The organism is Halomonas sp. KHS3 (genome assembly GCF_000830495.1).
GTDB lineage: Bacteria > Pseudomonadota > Gammaproteobacteria > Pseudomonadales > Halomonadaceae > Vreelandella > Vreelandella titanicae.
Genome location: NZ_JWHY01000005.1, coordinates 286,023 through 312,889 on the forward strand (window position 1 = coordinate 286,023; position 26,867 = coordinate 312,889).

The window sequence follows — 26,867 nt, forward strand, 5'->3', positions numbered from 1 at the left end:
AGGAGGTGACCTTGCGCATAATTGGCCACTCTGCGGAAGTTGATAAATAAATGACCACAACAACAATGAGGTTATTACTCGATGGCAACGCTACGCTACTTTATCAGACCGCTACTCACAGCCACTTTGGCTGCCAGCGCTACCCTGCCAGCCTTCGCGTTCGAAGATGACCGCCTAACGATCTGGATGGGCGACAACAAAGGCCAGCAAGGCATTCAACTGCTGGCTGAGCAGTTTCTTGAAGAGACGGGCATAGAAGTTGAGGTGGTCTTTCCGGATAACCTGACCGACCGTTTTCAACAGGCGGCGGGCAGTGGCCAAGGGCCGGACATCGTGATCTGGGCCCACGACCGGATGGGCGAGTGGGCACAAAGTGGCTTACTAAAACAGGTAGCGCCTAGTGACAGCTTTCGCGAGTCTTTTTACGACTTCACCTGGGAAGCCGCCCTGTGGAATGGCGAAACCTACGGCTACCCCATTTCAGTGGAATCACTCGGTCTCATTTATAACAAAGCCTTGGTGGACACCCCGCCGGAGAGCTTTGCCGAGTTAATGCAGCTGGACAAGACGCTTGCCCAAGAGGGTAAAAAAGCCATCCTGTTCGACTACAGCGAGCCCTACTACGGCTGGACGCTGCTAGCCGCGAACGGGGGCTACCCGTTTAAACAAACTGACGCAGGCTACGACGTTACCGATATTGGCGTTAACAACGAAGGTGCCGTGCAAGGTGCAGAGCTGTTAGTCGAGCTTATCGAAAGCGACGTGGTGCCGCGAGGTACCGACTACAGCATCATGGATAATCGCTTTAACAAGGGCGAAGTAGCAACCATGATCAGCGGCCCCTGGGCCTGGCCAAACCTTGAGCGCAGTGGCATTGATTACGGCGTCGCCTTGCTGCCCAAGGTGGGCGACGAACGTGCCAAGCCCATGTTTGGCGTTATGACGGCAATGATCAACTCGGCCTCACCCAATGACTTTCTGGCCGTCGAGTTCCTGGAAAACTACCTGCTCAGCGAGGAGGGTATGCGCACCTTCAACAGCGATGGGTCGCTGGGGGCTGTGGCCCACATCGACTATCAAGCGGAACTGGCCGACAACCCCAATATTGCCGCCACGCTTGAAAACGCCGAAGTTGGCATGCCGATGCCGAACATTCCCGAAATGGGCGCCTTTTGGGCAGCCATGGAGCCCGCGCTGCAAAACATCGGCAGCGGGCGTCAATCACCCCAAGAAGCGTTGGATGCCGCCGCGCGGCGTATGCGTCAGTAGCCACTCGCCTTTCCTTCACTGCCCGACCATGGCACACCGCTGGCAAGGCCGGGCAGTTTCGCAGGACATCTTTCATGTTTACCACGAATGCTTCGCGGGGCTTGCCCCGCCACCGCTCCCGCCATGTGGCCGAACGCTATTCCCGCTGGGCAATGCGCAGCTTGATCGGGCTGATGGTACTGGCCCTGCTTTGGCTGGTGATGGCCTTTTACATGCACGGCCAGTGGGTATTTGCGCTGCTTTTTTTGGTGCTTGGCACGTCGCTGGGCGTGGTGTTCAGCCGACGTTCGCTGATGAGCCACCGGTATATTTTCCCTGCCGTGGCCGGGCTTGGCGTGTTTGTCATTTTCCCGCTGGTGTATACCGTCGGCATCAGCTTCAGCAACTACAGCTCGGACAATCTGCTTAGCCAGGAGCGCGTACGCGCACAACTGACCAATCAAACCTACCAGGCAGAAGGCGCTGCCTTTTCCTATGCGCTTTACCAGGAAGGCGAGCTGGTGCGCCTTTACCTGGAAAGCGACGCCCCTGCGGGCGACAACGACCGGCTACTATCCGCCGCGCTCAACCTAACTAACAGCGAAGTTCGTCGCGTTCCAACCCAAGCCGTAGACGGCCCGCCCGAAGGTGAGCCGCTTCCCATGCGCGCAGCCATCCAGGCCCGCGACGCCCTCCAGGCGCTGCGCCTGCAAACACCCGGGGGCACTGAGCTGCGCATGGCGGGCCTGCGCCAGTTCGCGCCAATGATCGACCGCTATGAGATTCGTGACAACGGCAGCCTCTACGATCGGCAGGAGGATCAGGTGCTGACGCCGGACAACGATATCGGCTTTTTCGTCACCGAAAACGGAGAACGCATCACCCCCGGGTGGCCGGTGAACGTGGGCTTCACCAACTACACCAAGATTTTCACCGACCCGGATATTCGCGGGCCGTTTATGCAGATTTTTGTCTGGACCTTCGTATTTGCCGGGCTCACCGTACTGTTCACGCTGGCCGTGGGGTTTGTCCTCGCCTCGCTGCTGCAGTGGGATCAGCTCAAGGGCAAGGCGGTCTATCGGACGCTACTGATACTGCCCTACGCGGTTCCAGCGTTTATTTCGATTCTGATTTTCAAAGGCATGTTCAATCAGCATTTTGGTGAAGTGAACATGATTCTGGAGGCACTGTTCGGCATTTCCCCAGAATGGTTTACCGACCCCTGGCTGGCCCGAACCATGCTGCTGATCGTCAACACCTGGCTGGGCTACCCCTATATGCTTCTGCTGTGCATGGGGCTGATTCAGTCGATCCCCGGCGATCTTTACGAGGCCTCGGCGGTAGACGGCGGCGGGCCGATCACCAACCTGATGAAGATCACCCTGCCGCTGATCATCAAACCGCTCACACCGCTGTTAATCGCCGCCTTTGCTTTTAACTTCAATAATTTCGTGTTGATTGCGCTGCTCACCGGGGGCAGCCCGGACATTCTGGGTGCCAGCACGCCCGCGGGCACCACCGACCTGCTGGTGAGCTACACCTACCGAATCGCCTTCCAGGATGCTGGCCAAAACTTCGGCCTGGCGGCGGCGATTGCCACGCTGATCTTTCTGCTGGTGGTGGGCATGTCGGTCATCAATCTGCGGCTTTCCAAGGTTAAGGTTTAGGAGGTTTACTATGGCGATGGTTCAACCCCGCTCCATTCGCTCACGGCGATGGGGCGCCCATTTGGCGCTGATCGGCTTTGTTTCACTGATCGTGTTTCCGCTGCTTTTGGTGATTTCAATTTCGTTTCGTGAGGGCAACTTTGCCTCGGGGAGCTTGATCCCCGAGCGTTTCTCTCTTGAACACTGGGCGCTGGCCTTGGGTATTCCCTGGGAGCGCGCCGACGGCAGCGTGATCCAGCCGCCCTTCCCCGTGCTGCTGTGGCTATGGAACTCGATCAAAGTCGCCGTGGTGTCCTCGCTGCTGATTTTGATGCTTGCCACCACCAGTGCCTACGCCTTTGCCCGTATGCGCTTTAAGGGCAAGGAGCCGCTGTTGAAAGGCATGCTGATTTTCCAAATGTTCCCAGCAGTATTGTCGCTGGTGGCACTCTACGCGCTGTTCGACCGGCTGGGTCAGTTCGTCGGCTGGCTGGGGATAAACACCCACGGCGCGCTGATTGTCGCTTCCCTGGGCGCAGTGGCGCTGCATATATGGACGATCAAGGGCTACTTCGAATCCATCGACGGGTCGCTCGAAGAAGCCGCCATGGTGGACGGGGCAAGCACTTGGCAGGCGTTTCGCTACATCCTGCTGCCGCTGTCGGTGCCGATTCTGATGGTGGTGTTCATCCTGGCGTTTGTGATGAGCATCATGGAGTACCCCATGGCCTCGGTGCTGCTGGTGGATGAGCATAAGCTCACCCTGGCGGTGGGCGCCCAGCAGTACCTGGCCGACCATAATCAGCGCTGGGGCGACTTCGCCGCCGCTGCCGTGCTCTCGGGGCTGCCAATCACCGTGGCGTTCCTGATCTGCCAGCGTTGGATTATTGGTGGATTAACCGCCGGGGGCGTTAAAGGTTAAATCTAACGAAGGTGTTTAGCTAGCTTGCCCAAACCCAGCGCTCTGCTGGGTTTTTTTGTTTTTTTACAGACTTTTTATGGAAGGTCATGGTGTCATGGCGGATGTTAAGAATACTAAACGGCGAGCTGGGCATATGACTCCATTCACACCATGGTTTTACCGTAGCAGGTATGTGTATCGGCACTGGGCACCTGTTTTTAAAATCATTTCGATTCTCTGGGTTGTGCTAGCGCTGTTCATGCTAGTGCCTTTCGTCGTACTGCTGATTGAAAGAGACCCTGACGCACCTGCCTTCGGTGTTTCCATTCTAATTGTACTTGGCGCCGCAGCGCTTACCTGGTTACTCACCTATCGCGCAGCTTTAGAGTTGAAGCCATGGCAGATGTTTATTCTTACCGCCGCCAGTTGGGTCACCATTAGCGGTTTTGCCAGCCTGCCGCTGGTGCTGGGCGCCCCACAGTTAACCTTCACCAATGCGGTGTTTGAATCGGTATCAGCGATAACTACGACGGGATCCACGATTCTGGTCGGTATTGAGCACTTTTCCGATGGATTGAAGCTATGGCGAGGGCTCATGCAATGGATGGGCGGCATCGGCATTATCGTCATGGGTATTGCGATTTTGCCGTTTCTTAAAGTAGGTGGTATGCGGTTGTTTCACACCGAGTCGTCCGACTGGTCGGATAAAGTGATGCCACGCACTGGCGGTATTGCCAAAGCGACGCTAACGATCTATGTCAGCCTAACCCTGGTCGCGATTGGTAGTTATTGGTTCGGCGGGATGACGCTCTTAGACGCCACCGTACATGGTATGACGTCGCTTTCTACCGGCGGCTTTGCCAATTCCGACGCTTCCTTCGGCGCCTATAGCGAACAGCCATGGCTGCTGTGGATGGCCAGTTTTTTCATGCTGAGCGGTGCGCTTCCCTTTGTACTGTATATCCGTTTTATACGCGGGTCGCGCAGTGCCCTATGGAACGATCAGCAGGTACTTGGGCTGTTAAAGCTCTTGATGGCCGCGATTTTGCTACTCAGTGTCTGGCGCATCACCCAGGGCAACAACTGGTTTGAATCGCTCACCCACGTTACCTTTAACATTATTTCAGTGGTAACCACCACCGGCTATGCATCGGATGATTACACCCAGTGGGGGGCGCTGCCGGTGGTCGCTTTTTTCTACCTGACCTTTGTGGGCGGCTGCAGCGGCTCTACTAGCGGCGGAATGAAAATCTTCCGGTTTCAGATTGCTTCTTTAATGCTGCTTAACCAGTTGCGTTACCTCATCCATGCCAATGGTGTGTTTACCACTCGCTATAACCATCAGCCGGTCACCAGTGATATCTCGCGCAGCGTAGTGGCCTTCTCGTTCTTCTTTTTTATCACCATAGCGGCACTGGCGTTGAGCCTCTCTGCCCTGGGGTTGGATTTAGTCACCGCTCTTTCCGGTGCCGCCACCGCAGTCACCAATGTGGGCCCTGGTCTAGGCGATATCATCGGCCCCGCAGGTAATTTTGCCCCTCTACCCGACGCGGCGAAATGGTTGCTATGCATTGGCATGCTGATGGGGCGGTTAGAAATACTCACCGTCGTGGTGTTACTGACCCCAATGTTCTGGCGACGCTAGCCGGATATCTTGAAGGACGTTCGTGAAGGACAATCGTGTCATGACACTTAGAAAACCAATATTCAAACCCTTTAGGCAGATTGCGAACCAGTTGCGCTTGCCAATGTCGTCAGAAATCCTGATTGCGCTGGCGAGCACGCTAATTGCTCTGCTAATCGCCTGGGGGCTATATACCTGGCTAGCCTTGGCTAATCTTTCGCTGATTTTTCTTACCGCGGTTCTCGCCAGTGCGGTGTTAGCAGGAAGCTACGCAGCTCTGCTATGTGCCGTACTGGGGTTTCTGACGTTTAATTTTTGCTTCACCGTTCCGCACTTTTCGTTAGCGGTTGAAGAGCAAGAGCAACTGCTAACACTGCTGTTCTTTCTATTAGTCGCACTGGTAGTCGGCAAGCTCGCCGGGGATAGCCGCCAACGCTTGCTGGAGCTTAGTGCCGCTCGCTTGGCTGAAGAGCAGGAGAGGTTGCGTTCAGCGCTGCTATCGTCGATTTCCCACGACCTGCGTACTCCGCTAGCGTCGATTATTGGCGCGGCCAGCTCGCTTCGCACTCTGGATGCACAGCTCAGCCAACAGGATCGCTTTGCGTTACTAGATGGCGTATTAAGCGAAAGTGAACGCCTTAACCGCTATATACAAAATTTGTTGGACATGACCCGATTAGGCCATGGCGACATGAAAATCGAGCGCGACTGGGTGGCATTTGATGATTTAGTTACTTCTGCGCGGAAGCGATTGGGCAGCGCCCTTGAAGGCTTCCAAGTAGAGCAGCACTGGTCAAAAGAGCTACCACTACTTTACGTTCACCCCGCCCTGATCGAGCAAGCGCTGGTCAACGTACTTGAAAACGCGGCGCGCTTTTCCCCCCTCCATGGCCGTATCACTATTGAGGCCCAGTGTAGCGATGAGAACAGCGACGGAGATCATTCCGTCCTGCAGTTTTCGGTTAGCGACCAAGGCCCTGGCATACCCGCAGCGCTGCGCGAGCGCGTGTTCGATATGTTTGTCACCGGTAACGAAGGGGACCGCAGCCTGCACGGCAGCGGCCTGGGGCTGGCGATTTGTCGGGGAATGCTTGGCGCCCACGCGGGTCAAATTCATGCAAGCCCAGGGCCTGACGGTGTTGGCACCCGAATTACCATGACGCTGCCGCTATCGGCACCCAGCAAAGAGGCCGAGGATGACCACTGATCCAGCACGCGTCTTAGTGATTGATGACGAACCACACATTCGCCACTTTTTACGTATCAGCCTCACTTCCCAAGGCTTTCAGGTGATTGAGGCGGCCAGTGGTCGCGAAGGGCTGGAAAAACTCAATGCGACTGCCCTCGCGCCCAATGCCGACATTGTTTTGCTGGATCTTGGTTTGCCGGATATGGATGGTCAGCAGGTGCTGGATGCGATCCGCCAGCACAGCGAGATACCCGTGATCATTGTGTCAGTGCGCGGTAATGAGACTGAAAAAGTGCGCGCTCTGGATAATGGTGCAAGCGACTACGTCACCAAGCCCTTCGGCATTCAAGAGCTGCTGGCACGTATTCGAGCCCTATTAAGGCGTCGCGCCAGCCCAACCGTTCAGCGTTTCCAACACGGCGGTTTGATGGTCGACCTGGCCGCTTACCAAGTGAGCATGCACGGCGAGGCAATTCATCTGACGCCTAAAGAGTTCGCTGTTCTGGCACAGCTTATTGCCTCCGCTGGGCGTGTGGTCACGCAAACGCAGCTATTGCGCCAGGTGTGGGGCCCAACCCACCAGGAAGATACCCACTATTTACGCATCGTGGTGAGCAAGCTACGTCAAAAACTAGGTGACGACCCCCAATCACCGACCCTATTACAAACCGAACCCGGCATCGGTTACCGACTCTTTCTTGAGCCCGACAGTGAGGACAAGACCCTATGAAAATCATCATTCTCGGCGCCGGCCAGGTCGGCGGCACATTGGCAGAGCACCTCGCCCGCGAGGAGAACGACATCACTGTCGTTGATACTGACGCCAAAAAACTGCGTGAGCTGCACACCAAAATCGACATTCGCACCGTTACCGGGGCGGGCTCCTACCCCATTGTGCTGCGCCAGGCAGGCTGCGAAGACGCCGATATGTTGATCGCTGTCACCAACAGCGACGAGATCAATATGATCGCCTGCCAGGTCGCCCATACGCTGTTTCGCACCCCCACTAAGATCGCCCGGGTGCGTGCCACGGCGTATTTAACCCGCAAAGGGCTATTCGCCCACGAAGCGATTCCCATTGATGTACTGATCAGCCCCGAGCAGGTAGTGACCGACCATGTGCGCCGTCTGATCGAGCACCCCGGGGCCCTACAGGTGCTGGAATTTGCCGGTGGCTTGGTTCAGCTGGTGGCGGTAAAGGCCTTCTACGGCGGCCCGCTGGTAGGCCAAGACCTGGCCTTTCTACGCCGCCATATGCCCAACGTGGATACCCGCGTGGCGGCGATTTACCGGCGTAATCGGCCAATTATCCCCCGTGGCGATACGGTCATCGAAGCCGACGACGAAGTGTTTTTCCTCGCTGCCCGGCGGGATATTCGCGCGGTAATGAGCGAGCTGCGCCGCGTCGAGCGGGACTTCCGTCGGGTAGTGATTGCCGGGGGCGGCAATATCGGCGAACGCTTGGCAGAGCATTTGGAGCATAGTCACCAGGTTAAAATCATCGAACACAGCCTGGATCGCTGCACCACGCTCTCTGAGCGTTTGGATCGCACCGTGGTGCTCCACGGCAGCGCCACGAGCAAGCGTTTGCTGGAAGAAGAGAACATCGAAGAGTGCGATATCTTCTGCGCGCTGACCAACGACGACGAGGTCAATATCATGTCGTCGCTACTCGCCAAGCGTTTGGGGGCGAAGAAGGTGCTGACTGCGCGCTGACCAACGACGACGAGGTCAATATCATGTCGTCGCTACTCGCCAAGCGTTTGGGGGCGAAGAAGGTGCTGACGCTGATCAACAACGCCGCCTATGTGGACTTGGTGCAGGGGGGCGAGATCGATATCGCTATTTCTCCCCAGCAGGCGACCATTGGCAGCCTGCTGACCCACGTGCGCCGGGGCGATATCGTCAACGTCCACTCGCTGCGCCGGGGCGCCGCCGAGGCCATTGAAGCCATCGCCCACGGCGACAAGCAGTCATCAAAAGTGGTAGGCCGTACCATCCGCGATATCGCACTGCCCGACGGCACCACCATCGGTGCGATTGTGCGCGGCAAGGAAGTCATCATCGCCCACGGCGATGTGATGGTTGAGAGCGGTGACCACGTGATTCTATTCGTGATCGACAAGCGCCGCATTCGCGACGTGGAGCGCCTGTTCCAGGTCGGCTTGACGTTCTTTTAACTGGCGCTTTTGAGTGGCTAAATCTCGACCGCGCGGCCAATAAACTCAATCGGCCCGGTGGGCAGGCCGGTTGGTGAGCCGGTTTCGTCTTCCAGCGTTAGCTCAAATAGCTGGTTATCCTCAAGAGGCGGCAGTTCATCCAAGCGCAAACGGATCGGCTGCCCTGGCTCCACTAAACCCAGCGATACCGGGGCCTGCCACTCATCTGCTTTGGTCCAAAACTCAAGCGCTTTACCTTCAGGTACTTCGAAAGTACCCAATGGGATCAGCTCGATTTCCTGGCGTGATGAGGCCTGCACTACCCAACCCGCTGACTGCGTTTGCGGAGCAAGCAGAACCACCATGTACTCGGGGGTCGTCGGTTCAGTTACTTCATTGGCCAGCATTACGCCCAATACTAACGCCGCCGCTAAGCCAAACCCGGCAGCGCCGCGCCAAAGCGGCAGGCTGTGCAGCATGCGGCGAGGTCTTGGCGGCACGACAGAGGCAGGTCGAGCACGCTTAGCAAGCGCTTCCCGTGACGCTAAGCTGCGCTCAATACGCGGCCATAAATTGTCAGAAGGCGTTACCGGGTCGGTGATAGCGGTATAGGGCAAGAAACGCTCTTCCCAAGCCATCACGGCTTGTTGCAATTCAGGCTCGTTAGGTAGCCGGGCCTCTAGCGCCTTACGCTGCTCTAACGAAAGCGTACCCAGCACGTATTCACCCGCTAAAGTATGGTCGTCTTGGTGTTCGTGCTGACTGGGGCGGCTCATGCCATACACTCCCGTAGGCGCAGCAAACTGCGTTTGATCCAGGCTTTTACGGTTCCCAGCGGCGCGCCGGTATGCGCCGCAATTTCCGCATGACTAAGGCCGTCAACATAGGCATGGAGTACGCAGTTACGCCGCTCAGGCTCAAGCGCTTCCAAACAGCTATCCATCCGCTGGCCGGTCTGCCAATCGAAGGCTTCATCGGCAACGAAGGCGTGCTGAAAATGTTCATCGAGATCTAATTCGGTGGGATCGTGATTATCAAAAGTGACTTCACGGTCGCGATAACGGATAGCGTTCAGTGCCAGGTGACGCGCCACGCTAAATATCCACGTCCGCGCGGATCCTTTGGCGGGATCAAAACTATCGGCATGCTGCCAAATATTAAGACAGGCATCGTGGACAATATCCTCGGCCATACCACGATCCTTGACGATTCTTATGACGACGCCTAATAGTCGGGCACCTTCATGAACATAGAGTTGGTGCAAGGCGTCATGCTCGCCACGGGCACAGTTGGCTAATGCCGCAGCATGATCAAATTCTGAATACACGTCAGTCAAACCCTAGCTCCCTGGTGACGGCACCGACGCCAGTCGTCGTTCTCAGAGACAGCATAGCCGCTGGGGACTCGACAGACGAGCCCCCAGCGGAATTAACATTCCAGTCGACTTATTCAGCAACCCAGAAGATATAGTCCGCCTGGTAGGTCACTACCGCGGTGGCTCCGTCGTGATCCATATCGCAGGTGACGTCCGGGGCAACACCACCCTGGGTGTTCAGGCGCTGAATGTAGCTAACACCGCTCATAGCACCTTCGCCTTCAGCCGGGTTGGCTTCCACAAATTGAAGTGGAATGTTGCCATCACCATTAGCGGCCGTGGCTAGCTGAGTGCCGGTAATTTTTGAGCCATCCAACGCTTCCCAGGTGGCTGGCGGGCCGTAATAGCTTCCTACCTGTGTGCCTTCGCTGTCGTTAAGCGCAGCGTGGGGGCCTTTGAATACCCAGCCCATGTTGCCGTCGTCCTGGGTTTCGCACATGTAGGTAATAGCGCCAACGCCTACGGTTTCGAGAGCGACGGTGTTGCCGTCCGGCACCTGGACTTCCGCGGGCGTCATGTCTGCCAGCGCGACGTGACTGAAGGATGCAATCAAGGTAGCGGCGAGTGCTGCACGCGTAAGAGGTTGGATGGTCATTTTCAGTCTCCTAAAAGGGTTTTTATCAGCCGCCTTAAATAGCGCCTGTATAGGGATTACCCGCGAGGAGACGTATTGGATGCACTTTTATTGAAAAAAATAAGATGGGCGATTATTGGCTTACCCCATCTACCACCACCTGCCGCGGGCAGGCACTCCCCTGTAGATCAAAAAGATGGCAATGCTGGCCCGCTAAACCCAAGTCGATCGTTTGGCCTTCGGTTAGTTGCGTTAAGCCATCCAAACGCTGGGTTAAGGTAGCGTCTATACCGTCTACCTGCAGATGCGCCAGGGTTTCGTAACCCAGCTTTTCCGCCACCATTAATCTCGCTGTCAGCCGAGCCTCCGCCTGTTCGGGCGATACAAAATCTTCTGCCCGCAATCCCAAAGTGGCGCCATCACCGGAATGGAGGTGCTTGCCATTGACCGCGACCGTCAGTGTCTCCCCGTTAGGCAAACGCACCACCGTTTGGCGCTCACCTGGGTCGACTACCGTAACCGGGAAGGTATTGATGCGCGGCGAACCGATAAACTCCGCTACCTCTAAGGTTTTGGGAAAGTGATAAAGCGAGAGAGGCGCACCTACCTGGGCGATTCTTCCCCGGGAAAGCAGCACAATGCGGTCAGCCAGCGTCATCGCCTCCACTTGGTCGTGAGTCACGTAGATCATGGTGGCGTTCAAGCGCTTATGCAGCGCAGCGATCTGCACCCGCATATCCACCCGCAGCGCGGCGTCCAGGTTAGAGAGCGGCTCATCGAACAGAAACACGGCAGGCTCTTTGACCAGCGTGCGGCCAATGGCTACCCGCTGGCGCTGACCGCCGGAGAGGTCTTTAGGCTTACGCTCCAATAGCTCGGTGAGATGCAGCATCTCAGCGGCGTGTTGAACGCGGCGACGAATTTCCGCTTTGTCGGTGCGGGCCAGCTTCAGGCCAAAGGCCATATTCTCGGCCACGCTCATATGCGGGTAGAGGGCGTAGGATTGGAACACCATGCCGATGTCCCGCTCCTGGGGCGGAATCTCGTTGATTCGCTGACCATCCAGCTGCATATCCCCTTCGCTGATATCTTCAAGCCCGGCAATCATGCGCAGCAGCGTGGATTTTCCGCAGCCGGAGGGGCCAACAAACACCACGAACTCGCCGTCTTCGATGGTGAGATCGATATCCCGCGAGATTTCCACGCCATCAAAAGATTTACCGATACCACTTAGCGTTAGACGTCCCATAGTGCGTTCTCCTCTAGCTGGGAGCAGCGGGCAATGGCCACGCCATAGGGCGGAAGGGACAGTTGCGGAAGCGACAGTTGGCTGCCCTGCCACTCACCGGTTAGCCACGCGGGGGCACCGGCAATGGCTTCAGCGCCTTCAGGCGCCGAACGGGTGACCGTTCGACCGCTAAAATTCAGAGCAATTAGTAACCGTGTTTGCTGGTAGGTGCGCTCAAGACAGAGCACATCGTCACGCACAGCGTGATAGCGCACATCGCCCTTCACCAACGCAGGCTGAGTACGACGGAAGGCTAAAAAATCGCGGTAGGCATTGAGCAATGAATCAGTATCGTTATCTTGCTGATCAACGGCGAGGCTAGCATGAGTGTCAGGCACCGGCAGCCAGGGTGTGCCACGACTAAAGCCCGCGTGACGAGCATCGGCCTGCCAGGGATGCGGCGTTCGGCAGCCGTCTCGGCCTTTATAAGCGGGCCAGAAGGTAATACCCGCAGGGTCAACCAACTGTTCAAATGTTAGCTGAGCTTCGGGCAGACCCAGCTCTTCACCTTGATAAAGGCATACGCTACCGCGCTGAGTGAGTAGAAACACCATATAAAGGCGCAGCTTATCCAGTTGCCCTTCTGCCTGCCAGCGAGTTGCCAGCCGCGTCACGTCGTGGTTGCCCAGCGCCCAGCAGGGCCAGCCATCGCCAATGCGCGCTTCCATTTCGGTTAGCGTTTCGTGCAAGTAGCCGGGGTCGGCTTTATCGGTGAGCAGGTTGAACGAGTAGCACATGTGCAGCCGCTTGCCGCCCTGGGAGTACTCCGCCATCACGCCCAAGGCGTCGTCGTCGCCCACCTCGCCCACGCTGGTGGTGCCGGGGTACTCATCCAACAGAGCGCGCAGCCGCTCCAGAAACACCAGGTTCTCCGGCTGGGTTTTATCGTATTGGTGGAGCTGGTAGCCGTAGGGGTTGTCGGGGCGAACGCCTAGAAAACTTTCGGTAATCTCCTGGCGCGGCGGGTTATCTTTTAGCTCGCCGTGGGTGCAGAAGTTCACCGCATCCAGCCGGAAGCCATCCACGCCCCGCTCTAACCAGAAGCGCACTTCCTCCAGCATGGCATCGACCACCGCAGGCGTACGGAAATTTAAATCCGGCTGGCTAGCCAGGAAGTTATGTAGATAGTACTGGCAGCGGCGGGTGTCCCACTGCCAGGCGCTGCCGCCAAATACAGATTGCCAGTTAGTGGGCGGCGCGCCATCGGGCTTAGGGTCGGCCCATACGTACCAGTCGGCTTTGGGATTATCGCGACTTTGGCGACTCTCTTCGAACCAGGCATGCTGATCGGCAGTGTGCGACATGACTTGATCGATGGTGACTTTTAGCCCCCTGGCATGGGCACCCTCGACTAAACGGTCGAAATCCTCCAGGGTGCCAAACATCGGATCAACATCGCGATAGTTGCTGATGTCGTAGCCGAAGTCTTTCATCGGTGAGGTAAAGAACGGCGACAGCCAAATCGCATCGACGTTAAGCGAGGCGATGTAATCGAGCTTGTCGATCACGCCTTTTAAGTCGCCAATGCCGTCGCCGTTGCTGTCCATAAAGCTGCGCGGGTAGATTTGATAAATCACAGCGCCGCGCCACCAGTCGGCTCCTTGGCTGCCAACGTAGTGGGAAGTAGAGGTTGTCTGCATCATTGTTTTGTCCTTGCCATAGTTCTTGTCACAGTTCTTGACATAGTTCTTGCTGGTTACTTGGCATGATGCAGGGTTGCTCACAAGATAAAATCCTCCCCCCAGGGTGACTCTGGGCGTAGGCGTTAGGAGTAGCCCGTCTGTCGACTTATTCCCCCTGAATATGCGCCAGCAACTGTCCCGCCAGGGCAATCGCTTCGTCGCGGCGTCGAATATTCTGCTTTTGATAGAGGCTGCGGATATGGGTTTTGATGGTGGTAGGCGCCACTGATAACTGTTCGGCGATCTGCTCATTGGAAAGCCCGGCATGAATCAGCCCCAGGATTTGCCACTCCCGGCGAGTGAGCGGCGAAGTGCGGATCAGCTCGGGGACATCTGGCCGGGCGACAATATCAGCGATCACCGTTTCATCCAGCATTAAGCGTCGGGCGCTGCCAAAATCCTTCTGTCGCCCCGCAAGCGCCAGCAACCGCTCTGCCCTCGCCTGCTCTAAGGCATCCAAGGTGCCGCTGTCGAGCAACTGATTGAGCAACTCCCCAAGGGGTTTGCCCAGTCGCAGAAAGCTGCCCACCAGGGCGGTGCGGGAAGCCAAGCTCAGCGCTTGATGCATATGCTGGCAGGCATGCTCTTCTCTTCCTGCATACCACGCCGCTGCCGCGAGACAGATCTGGTTGCGGTTGGCATCCGTGACCAGCCCCAAGCACTGAGTGTGCACTTCAAGGGCCTCTAATAGCATGCAGGCTTCATCAAAGCGCCCCAGCAGCGTGAGCGCCCGAGCGTGGTTGCGCACATTGCACTGGGAAAAGTGGTTGGTGGCCCCTTCAGTAATGGGGGACGGCGCTTCCTGGCGCCAGCGCTCTACCGCATCAAGATCCTGGGTGGAGTGCCACCAGGCCAACAGGGTAGCGTGAGCATTCGCCACCCAGTCAATATGGTAATCCCCTTCTGCGAGAATTTTGCGCAGCCGCCGAATATGGTCAGCGCACTGGGCTTGGTCGCCACGGCTTTGGGCGATTTTGGCCAGTTGGATATGACACTGAAGTGTCCAGCGCTCCCCCTGGTTATCCAGCACGGCGATGCCTTTCAGCGCGGCCTGCTCGGCTTCATCCAGCCGGTGCCACTCCCAGAGTACCTGACTGCGAATGCGGTAGAGAAACTCCGCCACGGGCAGGTGCTCAAGCTCCGCGCGCTCCAGGTGGGCAAAGGCGCGCTCCTGAATATCGTAGGCGGCCTGTAGGCGCCCCTGAGCCACCAGCGTCTCCGACTGATGGCAAAACGACCAGAGCAGCAGTTGATGATCGCCACGCTGGCGGGCCTGACGCTCTACCTCGCGCACCCGCTGCAGCGACTCTTCCAAATAGCCCAGCACAAAGCGCGCCTCGCTTAAGATGGCAGTGGCAGTCAGCGGCGTGGAAGCTAAATAGCGGGCGGGCACGGCTAGCGCTTGCTCGGCCAGCGGTGCGGCTCGCTCGGCATCGCCCTGGTTAATCGCTAACTGGGCGCGCAGCGTAGCGAATTCAGCGCTGAGCAACTGCCACTCTGACGCGTGCAACTGTGCTTCAATCCAGCCAATTACGCGTGCGGTAATATCAAACTGAAACTGAGCATGGGAGACCCAGCCATAGAGCAGCGTGTGTTCCGGACAGGTAGAGAGCCGCGGCTCACCGAGCAGGGCGAAGCCCTTGGCCAACAGTGAATAGGCGCCGCTTGCCAGCAAGGCGGGTCCATGGGCGGTCAGTAGGCTTGCCACATCATCGGGGGCCTCGGCGAGTATCGCCTGGCGCAGAGCCATCACCGGATCGTTCAAGGCTAACCACGCCTGGCTTGCGCGCTGGTGCAGCACGCGCTGGGTGGCCAAACTAAGCTCATGACGGCGATGACGGAGGTACTCGCCAAACAGTCGTTGAAAGCGGTACCACTGAGCATGCGGGTCTGGGCGTTCAATAAATAGCCCCGCTTGTTCAAAGGCCTCCAGGCGCTGGGTCAAGCGCTCCCCTTCCAGTAGTCGGGCCATAAGCTCGGGGGAAAAGCGCTCCAGTACCCCCAGTTGCAGCATTAGCTCTCGCTCTTCCAATGGCAGTGCAGCGGAGAGCAGTTCGTCAAACCAAGCGGCAAAGTCTGGGTGGGCACCACTTAACCGGTCAACCAGGGCGTCAAACCCTGCCCGCGTGGTGGTGCGCTCTACCAGCCAGCTCAACGCCATTACCCAGCCACCGCTTCTGCGCAGTGCACGCTCCAGGCTGACTCGCGTGGGGGGAAAGCTCAACTGTTCGGCACACAGGGTTTGCGCCTCCTCGCTGTCAAAGGCCAACGCGTGAAGGTCGATCTCTTCGAGTTCACCTCTTAGCCGCAGGCTTGCCAAACCCAATGCTGGCCTTGAGCGGCTGGCCAGCGTTAACGTTAGCCAAGGCGGCTGATGACGCAGCCAGTGGGCGATCCCAGCTAAGATATCCGGGTGGCTAAGGTGCTCAAAATTATCCACTACCAAACGACACGGCGAGCGCTGCTCAGGCAATTCGCCAAGCCAGCGCTCTAACTGCTCCACGCAGTCTCCATCGTCTGCCACGGGTGAAAGCCGTATGTGCTCGATTAACAGTCCATCGAGCGCTGCCTGCCAGTAGGCTAAAAACCGCGCGGGTTGGTTGTCGCGCTGATCCAAGCCTAGCCAAGTGGCCTCTTGCTCCAGCGCGGGCAGCCGCTCAGCCAGCAGCGTGGTTTTGCCATAGCCTGGAGGCGCCTGCACCATCAGTAAGCGGACACGTTCATCTAACCCGAAACGGTCATTAAGGCGCGGCCGGGCCACTACACCAAGCGGTAGTGGCGGCGCTTTTAATTTCTCTTGCAGTAGTGACATAAACGCTCCTGAGCAACCCTGCTAGCCCTCCATAAATACTATTCACAAATTCTTTTAAAGCTATAAAAAAGCCCGCGACATGTCGCGGGCAAAGTGCATTGGAGAAGAAACAGTTAAACGCTAACCAACTTACATCGGTTTAGAACCATACCTCGGTCTGAACGCCGAAAGTCCACTGACCACCGGTAAAGCCTTCGTTGCCCAGTGAGCTGGCACCGTAGTTGTTAAGGTCGTCATCCCAATCGCTGAAGGTGGTGAACAGACGAATCTCAGGACGCTGCCAGAAGCCGCCGACTTCAGGCTTGAAGGTGGGCGCAATCGTGAATTTGCTGAAGCCACCATCCACGGCGTTACGACCGCTATAACCCTGGGGATCGAGATCCATCCACTGATAGCCCGCTTCGTACTGCATTTCGAAGTTCTGCGTTAACTCGTTGGCTAGGCGCACGTTGAGCCCTGCCCAGTTGTACTTATCGCCCTGGGCATAACGGTCTTCGCTGGTTTCAGCCAGAATGGAGGGGGCAACGCGCCACTGCGGGGCAATATAAGTGGTGCCATAGAGCGCTAGGCGCGTGGCGGTAGCGTCATCAGTTAGATCACCCCGTGAACCAATACTTTTGGTCTCGGCGCCTAACCCCTGACCATGCAGCACGGCCGCTTTGAAACTACCCTCGCCCATGCCGAAGAAGCTGTCGCCATGATAAGCAATCATGGTGTGGAAACCAGTATCGGCAGCAGTTTGGCCGACATCAATGTCGCGCTCGTCGTTGTCTGCAGCGGACATACCGTTGACCATCCACTGCCAGTTGCCGAAGTAGTTGTTGGAGGTCAGGATCAGGTTGTCGGTGTCGCCTTCAAGACCGGGGTTCTCGCGGTCAACAATCGGATAGTCAGAAAAACTACGGCCATAAATCGAGAGGTTAGATTTCCAGTTGTCTGCCAACTGCATGTCGTAGATACCGCCACCGGTACCGGCCAGGAAAATCACATCACTGTCGAGCCAATGGATATCGAAGTTATCGCGGTCAAAGCGCTTACCGGCCCAGATAGAGGCGTTTTCAAATGCGCCGGTAAAGCTGGGAAGATCGCTGAATTCAGCAAACACTTGGCGCACGTTGAGATCGGACTCGCCACCAGTCCAGTCATTGCTGGAGGTCGTGCCGTCAGCAATCATGGTGCGATAAAGCGCTTTGGCGCCGTTATCGAACTGCATGCGGTAGTTGAAAATAGCTTCAGCGTAGGTGTCCGGCTCATTGCCTAAACGGCCAACGGCGCCGCCCTCTCCACCCGCGGGTGTCAGGTAAGGGCCAGCATTCTCGCTTTTACCATCTTCGCCAATCAACAAGCCTGAACGCGCATAAACGTTGAACGAGAAACCCTCTTCGCCATCGGCGTAACGCTCCACCCGAGCCAGACGCTCTTCGATCTCCGCGTCGCTCTCTGTCGCCACGGCAGTCGACTGTGATTGCTCGGCAATCTCGGCACGGCGCTCGGCGGCATCAGCGCGCTGTTCCGCGGCTTCAATGCGGGCTTCAAGCTCGGCAAAGCGTTGTTCCATGGTCATTTGTGCCGAAGCAGCACCGCTCATTCCCAAGCTGGCGGTGGCAATAGCAATGGCTAACGGCGTTTTAAATGTCATTTTATGCATTGTTTTGAGTACCCTATTGTTATTGGCAAGCGGTTGTTTATTAGCGCCTGTTTTTAAGCGTCTGCCTGTAAGCGCTTTTGCCTAAATCGATTAAGATCGAATCGATAACACTTCCCTTGCACGGTTCACCCAGGAGGTAGTGGCTTTGCTGCTAAACGCCACGGCGCTTAAGGAAAGGTAGCCAAAACTTAATCGATTAAGTCTCTTTTTACCAACGGCTAGTTGCTAATTAGCGACTAATGTCTAAGGAACGATTTTATTTAGTGAAAACTGAACAATGCCGTTAGACAAAAGTCGCTATTGAACTTCCTCGATCAAAGCGGCTAACTGAGCAGCACAATCTTAATCGATTAAGATAAAGATTAAGAGAGCCATTGAACAAACGTTGAGTTTGTGAATTAACGCTAATTTAGAAGCCACACCATCCACAACAATAAACGTCGAGGTACGCCGTTATGAAAAAGACTTTAATCACTACCGCCATCGCAGTAGCCAGCACGCTGAGTGCAACAAGCCAAGCTCAGGCTGAAGAACTCACCATTTCCTGTGGCGCAGTCGGCGCAGAGCTGACGCTGTGCCAGGAAGGCGTACGCGCCTGGGAAGAGAAAACCGGCCATAGCGTCGATGTTGTTTCAACGCCCAACTCCTCCACCGAGCGCCTTTCGCTCTACCAGCAGATCCTTTCGGCTAACTCCAGCGATATCGATGTGATGCAGATTGACGTGGTGTGGCCCGGCCTACTCGCCAATCACCTACTCGACCTCAAAGAAGTGCTTGGCGATGACGCCGCTGCCGGGCACTTTGACACCATCGTCACCAACAACACCATCGATGACCGTTTAGTCGCCATGCCGTGGTTCACCGATGCGGGCGTGCTCTACTACCGCGAAGACTTGCTGGAAAAGTATGGCCATGACGTGCCAAAAACCTGGCAAGAACTCACCGAAATTGCCCGCGAGATCAAAGACGCCGAGCGCGCTGAGGGCCAAGACGGTATGCAGGGCTATGTCTTCCAGGGGCGCTCCTATGAAGGTTTGACCGTTAACGCCCTTGAGTGGGTAGCCAGCTTTGGCGGCGGCACAGTGGTGGAAGCCGATGGCGAAATTAGCATTAACAACGAACACGCCGCAGAAGCACTCGACCTAGCCGCATCGTGGATTGGTGATATTTCGCCTAACGGTGTGCTCAATTACACCGAAGAGGAAGCGCGCGGCGTCTTCCAAAGCGGCGGTGCCGTGTTTATGCGCAATTGGCCCTACGCCTGGGCACTGGCCCAAAGCGAAGACAGTGACGTTCGCGGCAAAGTAGGTGTTACCCAACTGCCCGCAGGTGGCGAAAACGGCCAAAGTGCCGCTGGCCTGGGCGGCTGGAACCTGGCGGTATCGCGCTACAGCGAACACCCCGAGCTGGCCGCCGACCTGGTCGCCTTCCTGACCGGTGAAGAGGAACAGAAGCGTCGCGCCATACAGGCCTCTTACAACCCCACTATCGACGCCCTCTACCAGGATGACGAAGTGCTTGAAGCCGTGCCCTTCTTTGGCACCCTTTACGACACCTTCGTCAATGCGGTCGCTCGCCCCTCTGCCCCCACCGGTGATGCTTATGGCCGGGTGAGTAACGCCTTCTTCAGCACCTCCCATGACGTGCTTTCCGGCACTAAAGATGGCACTCAAGCGGTCGCTGATCTTGAAGACGAATTGGCTCGCCTGAAGCGTCGCAACTGGTAACCCTGGAGCCTTTCCATGTCGACCTCCATCAAGCATGATGACGCGCCCGCCGGGGCGCGTTCTTTCACTACCAAGCCGCGCCGGGGCACTAAGGTTCGCCGACAGCGGGTTAAAGCCGCCTGGCTTTTTTTAGCCCCCATGCTGATTGCGTTAACCCTGGTCGCTGGCTGGCCACTGGCGCGCACCTTTTTTCTCAGCTTCACCGATGCATCACTGTCAGATTTAGGCGCTGCCAATCTGATTGGCTTTGAGAATTATCTCGTCTATGACGATGGCCGCTGGTATGGGGTACTGGCCGACTCGGTGTGGTGGCAGTCGGTATGGAACACCGTCTACTTCTCGGTGGTGTCGGTATCGCTGGAAGTGGTTTTCGGGGTCATTGTGGCGCTGATTTTGAACGCCGAGTTCAAGGGGCGTGTAATTGTGCGCGCTGCGGTGCTGATTCCCTGGGCAATCCCAACCATTGTTTCCGCGCAAATGTGGGCATGGATGCTCAACGACCAGTTCGGCATCATCAACCATATGCTGATGGGCCTGGGTGTGATTGACGCTCCCATCGCCTGGACGGCTAACGCCACCTACTCCATGTGGGCGGTAATTATGGTCGATGTATGGAAAACCATTCCCTTCGTGGCGCTGCTGGTGCTTGCGGCTCTGCAGATGCTGCCCAAGGATTGCTATGAGGCCGCCGAGGTAGACGGCATTCACCCGCTGCGGGTGTTCTTCAAAGTTACCCTACCGTTGATTACCCCGGCGTTAATGGTCGCGGTGATCTTCCGCCTGCTGGATGCGCTGCGTGTCTTCGATGTTATCTACGTACTCACCTCCAACTCCACCAGCACCATGTCGATGTCGGTATACGCCCGCCAACAGCTGGTCGAGTTTCAGGATGTCGGTTACGGCAGCGCCGCTTCTACCCTGCTGTTCTTGATCATTGCCCTGGCTACCGTGGCTTACCTCTACGTTGGGCGTAAACAAATCCAATTGGGAGGCGACTAATGAATACGCGTCAGTTGGCCAAAATAGCCAAGCGCATCGGGTTTTGGGCGCTGATTGTGCTGATCATGGTGTATGCCGTTTTTCCCTTCTACTACGCGGTGGTCACCTCGTTAAAACCGTCGAGCGACCTGTTCCGGGTTGAGCTATGGCCTTCGAACTGGAACTTCGATAACTACATCAGCATCTTCACCCAGACCAGCTTTCTGCGCGCCATTTTCAACTCAATCATCGTCGCGTTTAGCGTGGTGTTCATTGCCCTGCTACTCGGCATTACCGCTTCTTACGCCCTGGGCCGCGTGCGCTTTCGCGGGCGCTCTACGGTGCTGCTGGTGATTCTCGGCGTTTCGATGTTTCCCCAGGTGGCGGTGCTTTCCGGGCTGTTTGAGGTGATCCGTGCGCTCAACCTTTACAACAACCCCGCCGGGCTGATTTTAAGCTACACCATCTTCACCCTGCCCTTCACCGTGTGGGTGCTGACCACCTTTATGAAGCAGCTACCCATGGAGCTGGAAGAGGCCGCCATTATGGACGGCGCCACACCCTGGGTGACCATTACCAAGGTATTTCTGCCGCTCATGTGGCCTGCCATGGCGACCACGGGACTGCTGGCATTTATCGCCGCTTGGAACGAGTTTCTGTTTGCCCTCACCTTCACACTCACCGACACACAGCGCACGGTGCCCGTTGCCATCGCGCTGCTGTCAGGCGGCAGCGCCTACGAACTGCCCTGGGGGCCGATTATGGCCGCTTCTGTGGTGGTCACGGTGCCCCTGGTCGTATTAGTGATTATCTTCCAGCGCCGCATTGTGTCAGGCCTTACCGCAGGCGCCGTTAAAGGCTAAGGAATGTTTATGTCAACGATGGATACTAAGATGCAAGACAACACACTCTGGTGGCGCGGCGGCGTTATCTACCAGATCTACCCGCGTAGCTTTATGGATAGCCGCGGTGACGGTATTGGCGATCTTAACGGCATTACTGAAAAACTCGATTACGTGGCGTCACTAAACGTGGACGGTATCTGGCTATCGCCGTTTTTCACCTCGCCAATGCTCGATTTTGGCTACGACATTAGCGACTACTGCGACGTCGACCCCATGTTCGGCACCCTGGCGGACTTTAAAGCGCTGCTGGAAAAAGCCCACTCGCTTGGCCTTAAGGTGATGATCGACCAGGTGATTAGCCACACCTCGGATCAACACGCTTGGTTCCAGGAGAGTCGCCAAAACCGCACCAACCCCAAGGCCGACTGGTTTGTATGGGCTGACCCCAAGCCGGACGGCACGCCACCCAACAACTGGCTATCGATTTTCGGTGGCCCGGCGTGGACGTTTGATTCACGCCGCCAGCAGTACTATATGCATAACTTTCTAACCAGCCAGCCGGACGTAAACTTCCATAACCCGGAAGCACGGCAGGCGCAGTTGGATAATATGCGCTTCTGGCTGGATCTGGGCGTTGATGGTTTCCGCCTCGATACGGTTAACTTCTACTTCCACGACGCCGAGCTGCGCGACAATCCGCCGGTTCCCAAAGGCGAAGCCAAAACCCTGGGCGCTCCGGAAACCAACCCTTACACCTGGCAGCGCCACGTTTATGACCTTAGCCGCCCGGAGAATCTCGACTTCTTGAAAGACCTGCGGGCGTTAATGGATGAATATCCGGGCGCCACGACAGTGGGTGAAATTGGTGATGATAACCCCCTGGAGCGCATGGCCGAGTACACCGCAGGCGGCGACAAGCTGCATATGGCCTACACCTTCGACCTACTCAACACACCCCACTCGGCGCGCTATATTCATGAAGTGCTGGAGCGCTTTCAACGCCTGGCAGGCGACGCCTGGCCCTGCTGGGCAACCTCCAATCATGACGTCGTACGCAGTGCCACCCGCTGGGGCACTGGCGAAGACCCCACCGCCTACCCTAAAGTGGCCCTAGCCATGCTCTGCTCGCTGCGCGGTAGCGTCTGCCTGTACCAAGGCGAAGAGCTCGGCCTGCCGGAAGCCGACGTGCCCTTTGAGCGCATCCAAGACCCCTACGGCAAAGTGCTCTGGCCGGAATTCAAAGGTCGCGACGGTTGCCGCACGCCAATGCCCTGGAACGATAGCGAACATGGCGGTTTTTCCAGCGTTGAACCTTGGCTCCCCATAGAGACCAGTCATCGGGATATGGCGGTCAGCCGCCAACAGGATGATGCCAACTCCACCTTGAATGCGCTGCGCAGCATGCTGGCCTTCCGTCGTCAGCACCCCGCACTGTTCGATGGTGACTTAACGCTGGTCGATGTAGGCGAAACGCTGCTCGGTTTTAGCCGACAAAAAGGGGAAGAAACACTGCTGTGTGTTTTCAACCTCACCGCCGAAGCGCAGACGGTTAATCTGCCACTAGCGATTGAATGCGATTTGCAGGGCCACGGCTTTACCCCCCAGCGCGACGGTGACAGCCTGACGCTACCGGGGTATCAAGCGGCCTTTATGCGCGTCGTCTCATAAGCTCTAAACAACAACAGGCCGACCCAGAAGACATAAGCATTGAGGTCGGCAAGGAGTCACCTATGGCAAGTGTTACGCTTAGTAAGATCAACAAAGTGTTTGGCAGCGATCACATTATTAACGATGTGGACCTACATATTGGCGACGGCGAATTTGTGGTTTTCGTTGGCCCCTCCGGCTGCGGCAAGTCGACCCTTTTGCGCCTGATAGCCGGTTTGGAATCGATTAGCGATGGCGACCTGAGCATGGATGACACCGTGGTCAATGACTTGCCACCGCGGGAACGCGGTGTGGGCATGGTGTTTCAATCCTATGCGCTCTACCCGCATATGACCGTTTACGACAATATGGCGTTTGGCCTGAAACTGGCCAAGACCGCCAAAGAGACCGTGCACGAGCGGGTCATGAGCACAGCAAAGATTCTGCAGCTTGAAGAGCTGCTGCACCGTAAGCCAAAAGCCCTTTCCGGGGGCCAACGCCAGCGGGTGGCCATGGGCCGTGCCATGGCGCGTGAACCGCGTATTCTGCTGTTTGACGAGCCACTCTCCAACCTGGATGCCTCGCTGCGGGTACAAATGCGTAACGAGATCGCACGGCTGCATAACCGCCTTGGTTCCACCATGATTTACGTGACCCACGACCAGGTGGAGGCCATGACCCTGGCCGACAAAATTGTGGTGCTCAATGGCGGACACGTTGAGCAGGTAGGCAGCCCCCACGAGTTGTACCAGCGCCCGGCGACGAAATTCGTTGCCGGGTTTATCGGCTCGCCCACCATGAACTTCATGCCCGCAGAGTTACTCGCTGGTGACGCCAACGGCTGTCGTGTGCGAGCCGTAGGAGTTGGCGAGCTCGCCCTGCCCCAGAATGCCCAGCAGCGGCAAAGCGGCGAAGCATTGACCCTCGGCATTCGCCCAGAGCACCTATGCTTAGCGGCACCCACTGATGACAACTGCTTCGATATCGTCAATGTCGAGTATTTAGGTAACGAAGTTTACGTCTACCTTGAGCCCAAACAGGGCGACACGCTGTTGATTCATCGCAGCGAAGCGCCCAGCCAGTGGCAGGAAGGCCAGCAGGTGTCGCTGGCAGCGGATTGGGAAAAAGTCCACCTGTTTGATGAGAGCGGTGCAGCACTGACGTTATCCACTCAACAAGCAGCGGCTTAAGCACAAGAGTCAACCAAGATACCCGCTTTAACGACCCTCTGTGTGTGCCTAACCTTCCCTTCGCTTATCATGGGGAGTGGCAGCACACAGCGGGTCGATTTTATTATGCACATCCTTTGAATAGCTAATCTTCAATTATTAAAAAAGCCTGTATAAGGAAGTACCGTGACTGATCAGCGCCGTATGACACTCAAGGATCTTGCGCAGGAACTCAACGTCTCCACTGCCACGATTTCCAATGCCTTTAACCGGCCGGATCAGCTTTCTCCAGCCCTGCGCGAACGCATACTCAAAGAGGCGAAAAGGCTGGGGTACAGCGGCCCTGACGCCAAAGCGCGCAGCCTGCGCACCGGCCGCTCGCGGATTATTGCGGTGATTCTTGCGGAAAGCCTGACCTACAGTTTGAACGACGCCGTGGCCAGCGAGTTTTTATCAGGGGTTGCCGAAGTTCTTGATGCCCACGGCCACACGCTGCTGTTATTGCCGGGTCGCGGCCATGCCTCACAGCCGCCGGGCTCCGCCAATATCGCCGATGGCTTTATCGTTTATGGATTAATGCCCAACAATAAGCTGCTCGATGAACTGCCCGCCCAACGCACCCTGGTGGCCGTCGATTTTGATATTGAAGGCTGCCCGACGGTGCATATCGATGATACAGCTGCTAGCTATAAAATCGCCCAGCATGCGCTTAACCAGTTGCCCAAACGCCCGGCGATTATCAACCTGCGCTTAACCAAAGAGGTCTGCAACGGCCGCGTGACGGCCGAGCACACGCTGCTGCCCAACACCAGCACCATTAGCCGTGCCCGCCTTGAGGGCTTTCATAACGCGCTGAGTGAGCAAGGTGTGGATGTGGCGCAAGTGCCGCTCTGGAATATCGAGGAGAATACCTTTGAGGTGTGCTCGCCGGTGATTGCCGAGATTCTCGACCAGCCACTAGAACAACGGCCAGACCTGCTGCTGTGCATGTCTGACCGTATTGCACTCACGGCGCTAACGCTGGCCGAGCAGCGCGGTATACGGGTGCCGGAAGAGTTACGCATTACCGGGTTCGATGGCATTGCTGAAGGACAGTACCGCGCACCGCGTTTAACCACGGTGCGCCAGGATAGCGTGGGCAAAGGGCGAGTCGCAGCGCAGATGATTCTTGGCCGCATCCCCCTCGCCCAGCAGTTGCTGCAAACGGAGTTACTGCTGGGCGATACCTGCCCTTAGATTGCGTTAATTAGCAGTGCATTACCTGGCAGTCGCCTGCATGGCCAGCGCGGTATCCAGCATGCGGTTGGAGAAACCCCACTCGTTGTCGTACCACGCCATGATTTTAACCAGACGCCCATTCACGCGGGTGTGATTAGCATCGAAGGTCGATGAGTTAGCATCGTGGTTGAAATCAATAGAGACCAGCGGTTCAGCGTTAACGGCTAATACCGGTGAGTTAGCCGCGGCTTTCTCCACGATGGCATTAATTTCTTCTTTAGTGGTATCGCGACTGGCAGTAAAGGTCAGATCCACCAGCGAGACGTTGATCACCGGCACGCGGACGGCCAAGCCGTCAAATTTACCCGCCAGCTCTGGAAGCACCAAGCCTACCGCTGCGGCAGCGCCGGTTTTGGTCGGGATCATGGAGTGCGTTGCACTGCGCGCCCGGTAGGGGTCAGAGTGGTAAACATCCGAGAGGTTCTGATCGTTAGTGTAAGCGTGCACCGTGGTCATCAAGCCGTTTTCGATACCGACTGCATCGTTCAACGCTTTGGCCACCGGCGCTAGGCAGTTGGTGGTGCAAGAAGCGTTAGAGACCACCGTGTGCTCAGCGGTCAACACTTGGTCATTAACGCCATACACAATCGTCGCATCAGCGTCGGGGCTGGGTGCGGAAATCAGCACGCGCTTGGCACCCGCTTCGATATGCTTGGCCGCCGCCTCGCGCTTGGTAAACAACCCGGTGCACTCCATCACCAGATCGATATTCATCGATGCCCACGGCAACTCCGCTGGATCGCGCTCTGAGGAGATGGCGATACGATCACCATCCACCGTGATGCTCTCGGCGTCGTGTTCTACCTTAAAGGGGAAGTGGCCATGCACGGTATCGTGACGCAGCAGGTGGGAATTTAGCGAGGGGTCGCCGAGATCGTTAATGGCGACGACCTGTACGCGGTCACGGTAGCTGTTTTCGTAAAGGGCGCGCAGTACATTGCGGCCAATACGGCCAAATCCGTTAATCGCAACTCTTATTGTCATGATAGCTCCTCAATTGACCAATAGTAACAATCTGCATCTTTAGTAAAAAAATTACTAAAAATACGTATTTAAGCGTCATGAGGCCGATAAACA

At 56.7% G+C, this 26,867-nt stretch carries 20 protein-coding genes and 1 pseudogene; 13 read left to right on the top strand and 8 right to left on the bottom strand.

Annotation, left to right across the window (positions count from 1 at the left end; translation table 11 throughout):
- Positions 1-81 precede the first annotated feature (81 nt).
- From malE to trkA, 7 genes and pseudogenes are all read left to right on the top strand, one after another.
- Positions 82-1,269 (top strand): maltose/maltodextrin ABC transporter substrate-binding protein MalE, encoded by a 1,188-nt coding sequence (gene malE / locus RO22_RS14540; protein ID WP_039859183.1) that lies wholly within the window; start codon positions 82-84, stop codon positions 1,267-1,269.
- Positions 1,270-1,343: 74 nt separating this feature from the next.
- Complete coding sequence (malF, locus tag RO22_RS14545; protein WP_039859184.1) at positions 1,344-2,915, top strand: maltose ABC transporter permease MalF; 1,572 nt, start codon at positions 1,344-1,346, stop codon at positions 2,913-2,915.
- A gap of 10 nt (positions 2,916-2,925) precedes the next feature.
- The gene (malG, locus tag RO22_RS14550) at positions 2,926-3,816 is read left to right on the top strand and encodes a maltose ABC transporter permease MalG (protein WP_009287077.1); all 891 of its coding nucleotides are present in this window, start codon (positions 2,926-2,928) and stop codon (positions 3,814-3,816) included.
- Between the two features lie 133 nt (positions 3,817-3,949).
- Positions 3,950-5,440 carry a TrkH family potassium uptake protein gene (locus RO22_RS14555; RefSeq protein WP_041158621.1) on the top strand — a complete coding sequence of 497 codons (1,491 nt, stop codon included), beginning with the start codon at positions 3,950-3,952 and terminating at the stop codon, positions 5,438-5,440.
- A gap of 40 nt (positions 5,441-5,480) precedes the next feature.
- Positions 5,481-6,626, top strand: a complete 1,146-nt coding sequence (locus RO22_RS14560; RefSeq protein WP_041158622.1) for an ATP-binding protein — start codon at positions 5,481-5,483, stop codon at positions 6,624-6,626.
- Positions 6,616-7,338 carry a response regulator gene (locus RO22_RS14565; protein ID WP_041158623.1) on the top strand — a complete coding sequence of 241 codons (723 nt, stop codon included), beginning with the start codon at positions 6,616-6,618 and terminating at the stop codon, positions 7,336-7,338. The genes RO22_RS14560 and RO22_RS14565 overlap by 11 nt, the downstream gene beginning before the upstream one ends.
- Positions 7,335-8,788, top strand: a pseudogene (gene trkA, locus RO22_RS14570) (Trk system potassium transporter TrkA). Before RO22_RS14565 ends, trkA begins: the two are co-directional and overlap by 4 nt.
- Before the next feature lie 17 nt (positions 8,789-8,805).
- Here trkA and RO22_RS14575 read toward each other — a convergent pair.
- The 7 genes from RO22_RS14575 to RO22_RS14605 form a co-directional block, all read right to left on the bottom strand.
- Positions 8,806-9,543, bottom strand: a complete 738-nt coding sequence (locus RO22_RS14575) for an anti-sigma factor domain-containing protein (RefSeq protein WP_027958700.1) — start codon at positions 9,541-9,543, stop codon at positions 8,806-8,808.
- Positions 9,540-10,094: a sigma-70 family RNA polymerase sigma factor gene (locus RO22_RS14580; protein WP_223828136.1), complete on the bottom strand. Its 555-nt coding sequence runs from the start codon at positions 10,092-10,094 to the stop codon at positions 9,540-9,542. Before RO22_RS14580 ends, RO22_RS14575 begins: the two co-directional genes overlap by 4 nt.
- Before the next feature lie 118 nt (positions 10,095-10,212).
- Entirely contained in the window at positions 10,213-10,737 is a 525-nt protein-coding gene (locus RO22_RS14585; protein ID WP_041158625.1) for a DUF3455 domain-containing protein, read from the bottom strand.
- A gap of 112 nt (positions 10,738-10,849) precedes the next feature.
- Positions 10,850-11,965, bottom strand: a complete 1,116-nt coding sequence (gene ugpC / locus RO22_RS14590; RefSeq protein ID WP_041158626.1) for a sn-glycerol-3-phosphate ABC transporter ATP-binding protein UgpC — start codon at positions 11,963-11,965, stop codon at positions 10,850-10,852.
- Positions 11,953-13,647 (bottom strand): alpha-amylase family glycosyl hydrolase, encoded by a 1,695-nt coding sequence (locus RO22_RS14595; protein WP_041158627.1) that lies wholly within the window; start codon positions 13,645-13,647, stop codon positions 11,953-11,955. Before RO22_RS14595 ends, ugpC begins: the two co-directional genes overlap by 13 nt.
- Before the next feature lie 145 nt (positions 13,648-13,792).
- Entirely contained in the window at positions 13,793-16,498 is a 2,706-nt protein-coding gene (malT, locus tag RO22_RS14600; protein ID WP_041158628.1) for an HTH-type transcriptional regulator MalT, read from the bottom strand.
- Between the two features lie 139 nt (positions 16,499-16,637).
- The gene (locus RO22_RS14605; protein ID WP_041158629.1) at positions 16,638-18,146 is read right to left on the bottom strand and encodes a carbohydrate porin; all 1,509 of its coding nucleotides are present in this window, start codon (positions 18,144-18,146) and stop codon (positions 16,638-16,640) included.
- 455 nt (positions 18,147-18,601) lie between these two features.
- Here RO22_RS14605 and RO22_RS14610 point away from each other — a divergent pair, with 455 nt between their 5' ends.
- From RO22_RS14610 to RO22_RS14635, 6 genes are all read left to right on the top strand, one after another.
- Positions 18,602-19,873: an ABC transporter substrate-binding protein gene (locus RO22_RS14610; protein WP_022523019.1), complete on the top strand. Its 1,272-nt coding sequence runs from the start codon at positions 18,602-18,604 to the stop codon at positions 19,871-19,873.
- 15 nt (positions 19,874-19,888) lie between these two features.
- Positions 19,889-20,872 carry a carbohydrate ABC transporter permease gene (locus RO22_RS14615; RefSeq protein WP_041158630.1) on the top strand — a complete coding sequence of 328 codons (984 nt, stop codon included), beginning with the start codon at positions 19,889-19,891 and terminating at the stop codon, positions 20,870-20,872.
- Complete coding sequence (locus tag RO22_RS14620; protein ID WP_035580176.1) at positions 20,872-21,714, top strand: carbohydrate ABC transporter permease; 843 nt, start codon at positions 20,872-20,874, stop codon at positions 21,712-21,714. Before RO22_RS14615 ends, RO22_RS14620 begins: the two co-directional genes overlap by 1 nt.
- 30 nt (positions 21,715-21,744) lie before the next feature.
- Positions 21,745-23,364, top strand: a complete 1,620-nt coding sequence (locus tag RO22_RS14625) for an alpha-glucosidase family protein (RefSeq protein WP_041158672.1) — start codon at positions 21,745-21,747, stop codon at positions 23,362-23,364.
- A gap of 62 nt (positions 23,365-23,426) precedes the next feature.
- Entirely contained in the window at positions 23,427-24,533 is a 1,107-nt protein-coding gene (locus tag RO22_RS14630; protein ID WP_022523015.1) for an ABC transporter ATP-binding protein, read from the top strand.
- Positions 24,534-24,698: 165 nt separating this feature from the next.
- Positions 24,699-25,748, top strand: coding sequence for a LacI family DNA-binding transcriptional regulator (locus RO22_RS14635; protein WP_009287088.1), 1,050 nt, complete (start codon positions 24,699-24,701; stop codon positions 25,746-25,748).
- A 21-nt stretch (positions 25,749-25,769) separates the two neighbouring features.
- Here the strand turns inward: RO22_RS14635 and gap are convergent, their stop codons facing one another.
- Positions 25,770-26,774 (bottom strand): type I glyceraldehyde-3-phosphate dehydrogenase, encoded by a 1,005-nt coding sequence (gene gap, locus RO22_RS14640; protein ID WP_041158631.1) that lies wholly within the window; start codon positions 26,772-26,774, stop codon positions 25,770-25,772.
- Positions 26,775-26,867: the final 93 nt, after the last annotated feature.

Coding starts and splice junctions, on each gene's coding strand:
- malE (WP_039859183.1), top strand. CDS start 82: ATGGCAACGCTACGCTACTTTATCAGACCGCTACTCACAGCCACTTTG.
- malF (WP_039859184.1), top strand. CDS start 1,344: ATGTTTACCACGAATGCTTCGCGGGGCTTGCCCCGCCACCGCTCCCGC.
- malG (WP_009287077.1), top strand. CDS start 2,926: ATGGCGATGGTTCAACCCCGCTCCATTCGCTCACGGCGATGGGGCGCC.
- RO22_RS14555 (WP_041158621.1), top strand. CDS start 3,950: ATGACTCCATTCACACCATGGTTTTACCGTAGCAGGTATGTGTATCGG.
- RO22_RS14560 (WP_041158622.1), top strand. CDS start 5,481: ATGACACTTAGAAAACCAATATTCAAACCCTTTAGGCAGATTGCGAAC.
- RO22_RS14565 (WP_041158623.1), top strand. CDS start 6,616: ATGACCACTGATCCAGCACGCGTCTTAGTGATTGATGACGAACCACAC.
- RO22_RS14575 (WP_027958700.1), bottom strand. CDS start 9,543: ATGAGCCGCCCCAGTCAGCACGAACACCAAGACGACCATACTTTAGCG.
- RO22_RS14585 (WP_041158625.1), bottom strand. CDS start 10,737: ATGACCATCCAACCTCTTACGCGTGCAGCACTCGCCGCTACCTTGATT.
- ugpC (WP_041158626.1), bottom strand. CDS start 11,965: ATGGGACGTCTAACGCTAAGTGGTATCGGTAAATCTTTTGATGGCGTG.
- RO22_RS14595 (WP_041158627.1), bottom strand. CDS start 13,647: ATGATGCAGACAACCTCTACTTCCCACTACGTTGGCAGCCAAGGAGCC.
- malT (WP_041158628.1), bottom strand. CDS start 16,498: ATGTCACTACTGCAAGAGAAATTAAAAGCGCCGCCACTACCGCTTGGT.
- RO22_RS14605 (WP_041158629.1), bottom strand. CDS start 18,146: ATGCATAAAATGACATTTAAAACGCCGTTAGCCATTGCTATTGCCACC.
- RO22_RS14610 (WP_022523019.1), top strand. CDS start 18,602: ATGAAAAAGACTTTAATCACTACCGCCATCGCAGTAGCCAGCACGCTG.
- RO22_RS14615 (WP_041158630.1), top strand. CDS start 19,889: ATGTCGACCTCCATCAAGCATGATGACGCGCCCGCCGGGGCGCGTTCT.
- RO22_RS14620 (WP_035580176.1), top strand. CDS start 20,872: ATGAATACGCGTCAGTTGGCCAAAATAGCCAAGCGCATCGGGTTTTGG.
- RO22_RS14625 (WP_041158672.1), top strand. CDS start 21,745: ATGCAAGACAACACACTCTGGTGGCGCGGCGGCGTTATCTACCAGATC.
- RO22_RS14630 (WP_022523015.1), top strand. CDS start 23,427: ATGGCAAGTGTTACGCTTAGTAAGATCAACAAAGTGTTTGGCAGCGAT.
- gap (WP_041158631.1), bottom strand. CDS start 26,774: ATGACAATAAGAGTTGCGATTAACGGATTTGGCCGTATTGGCCGCAAT.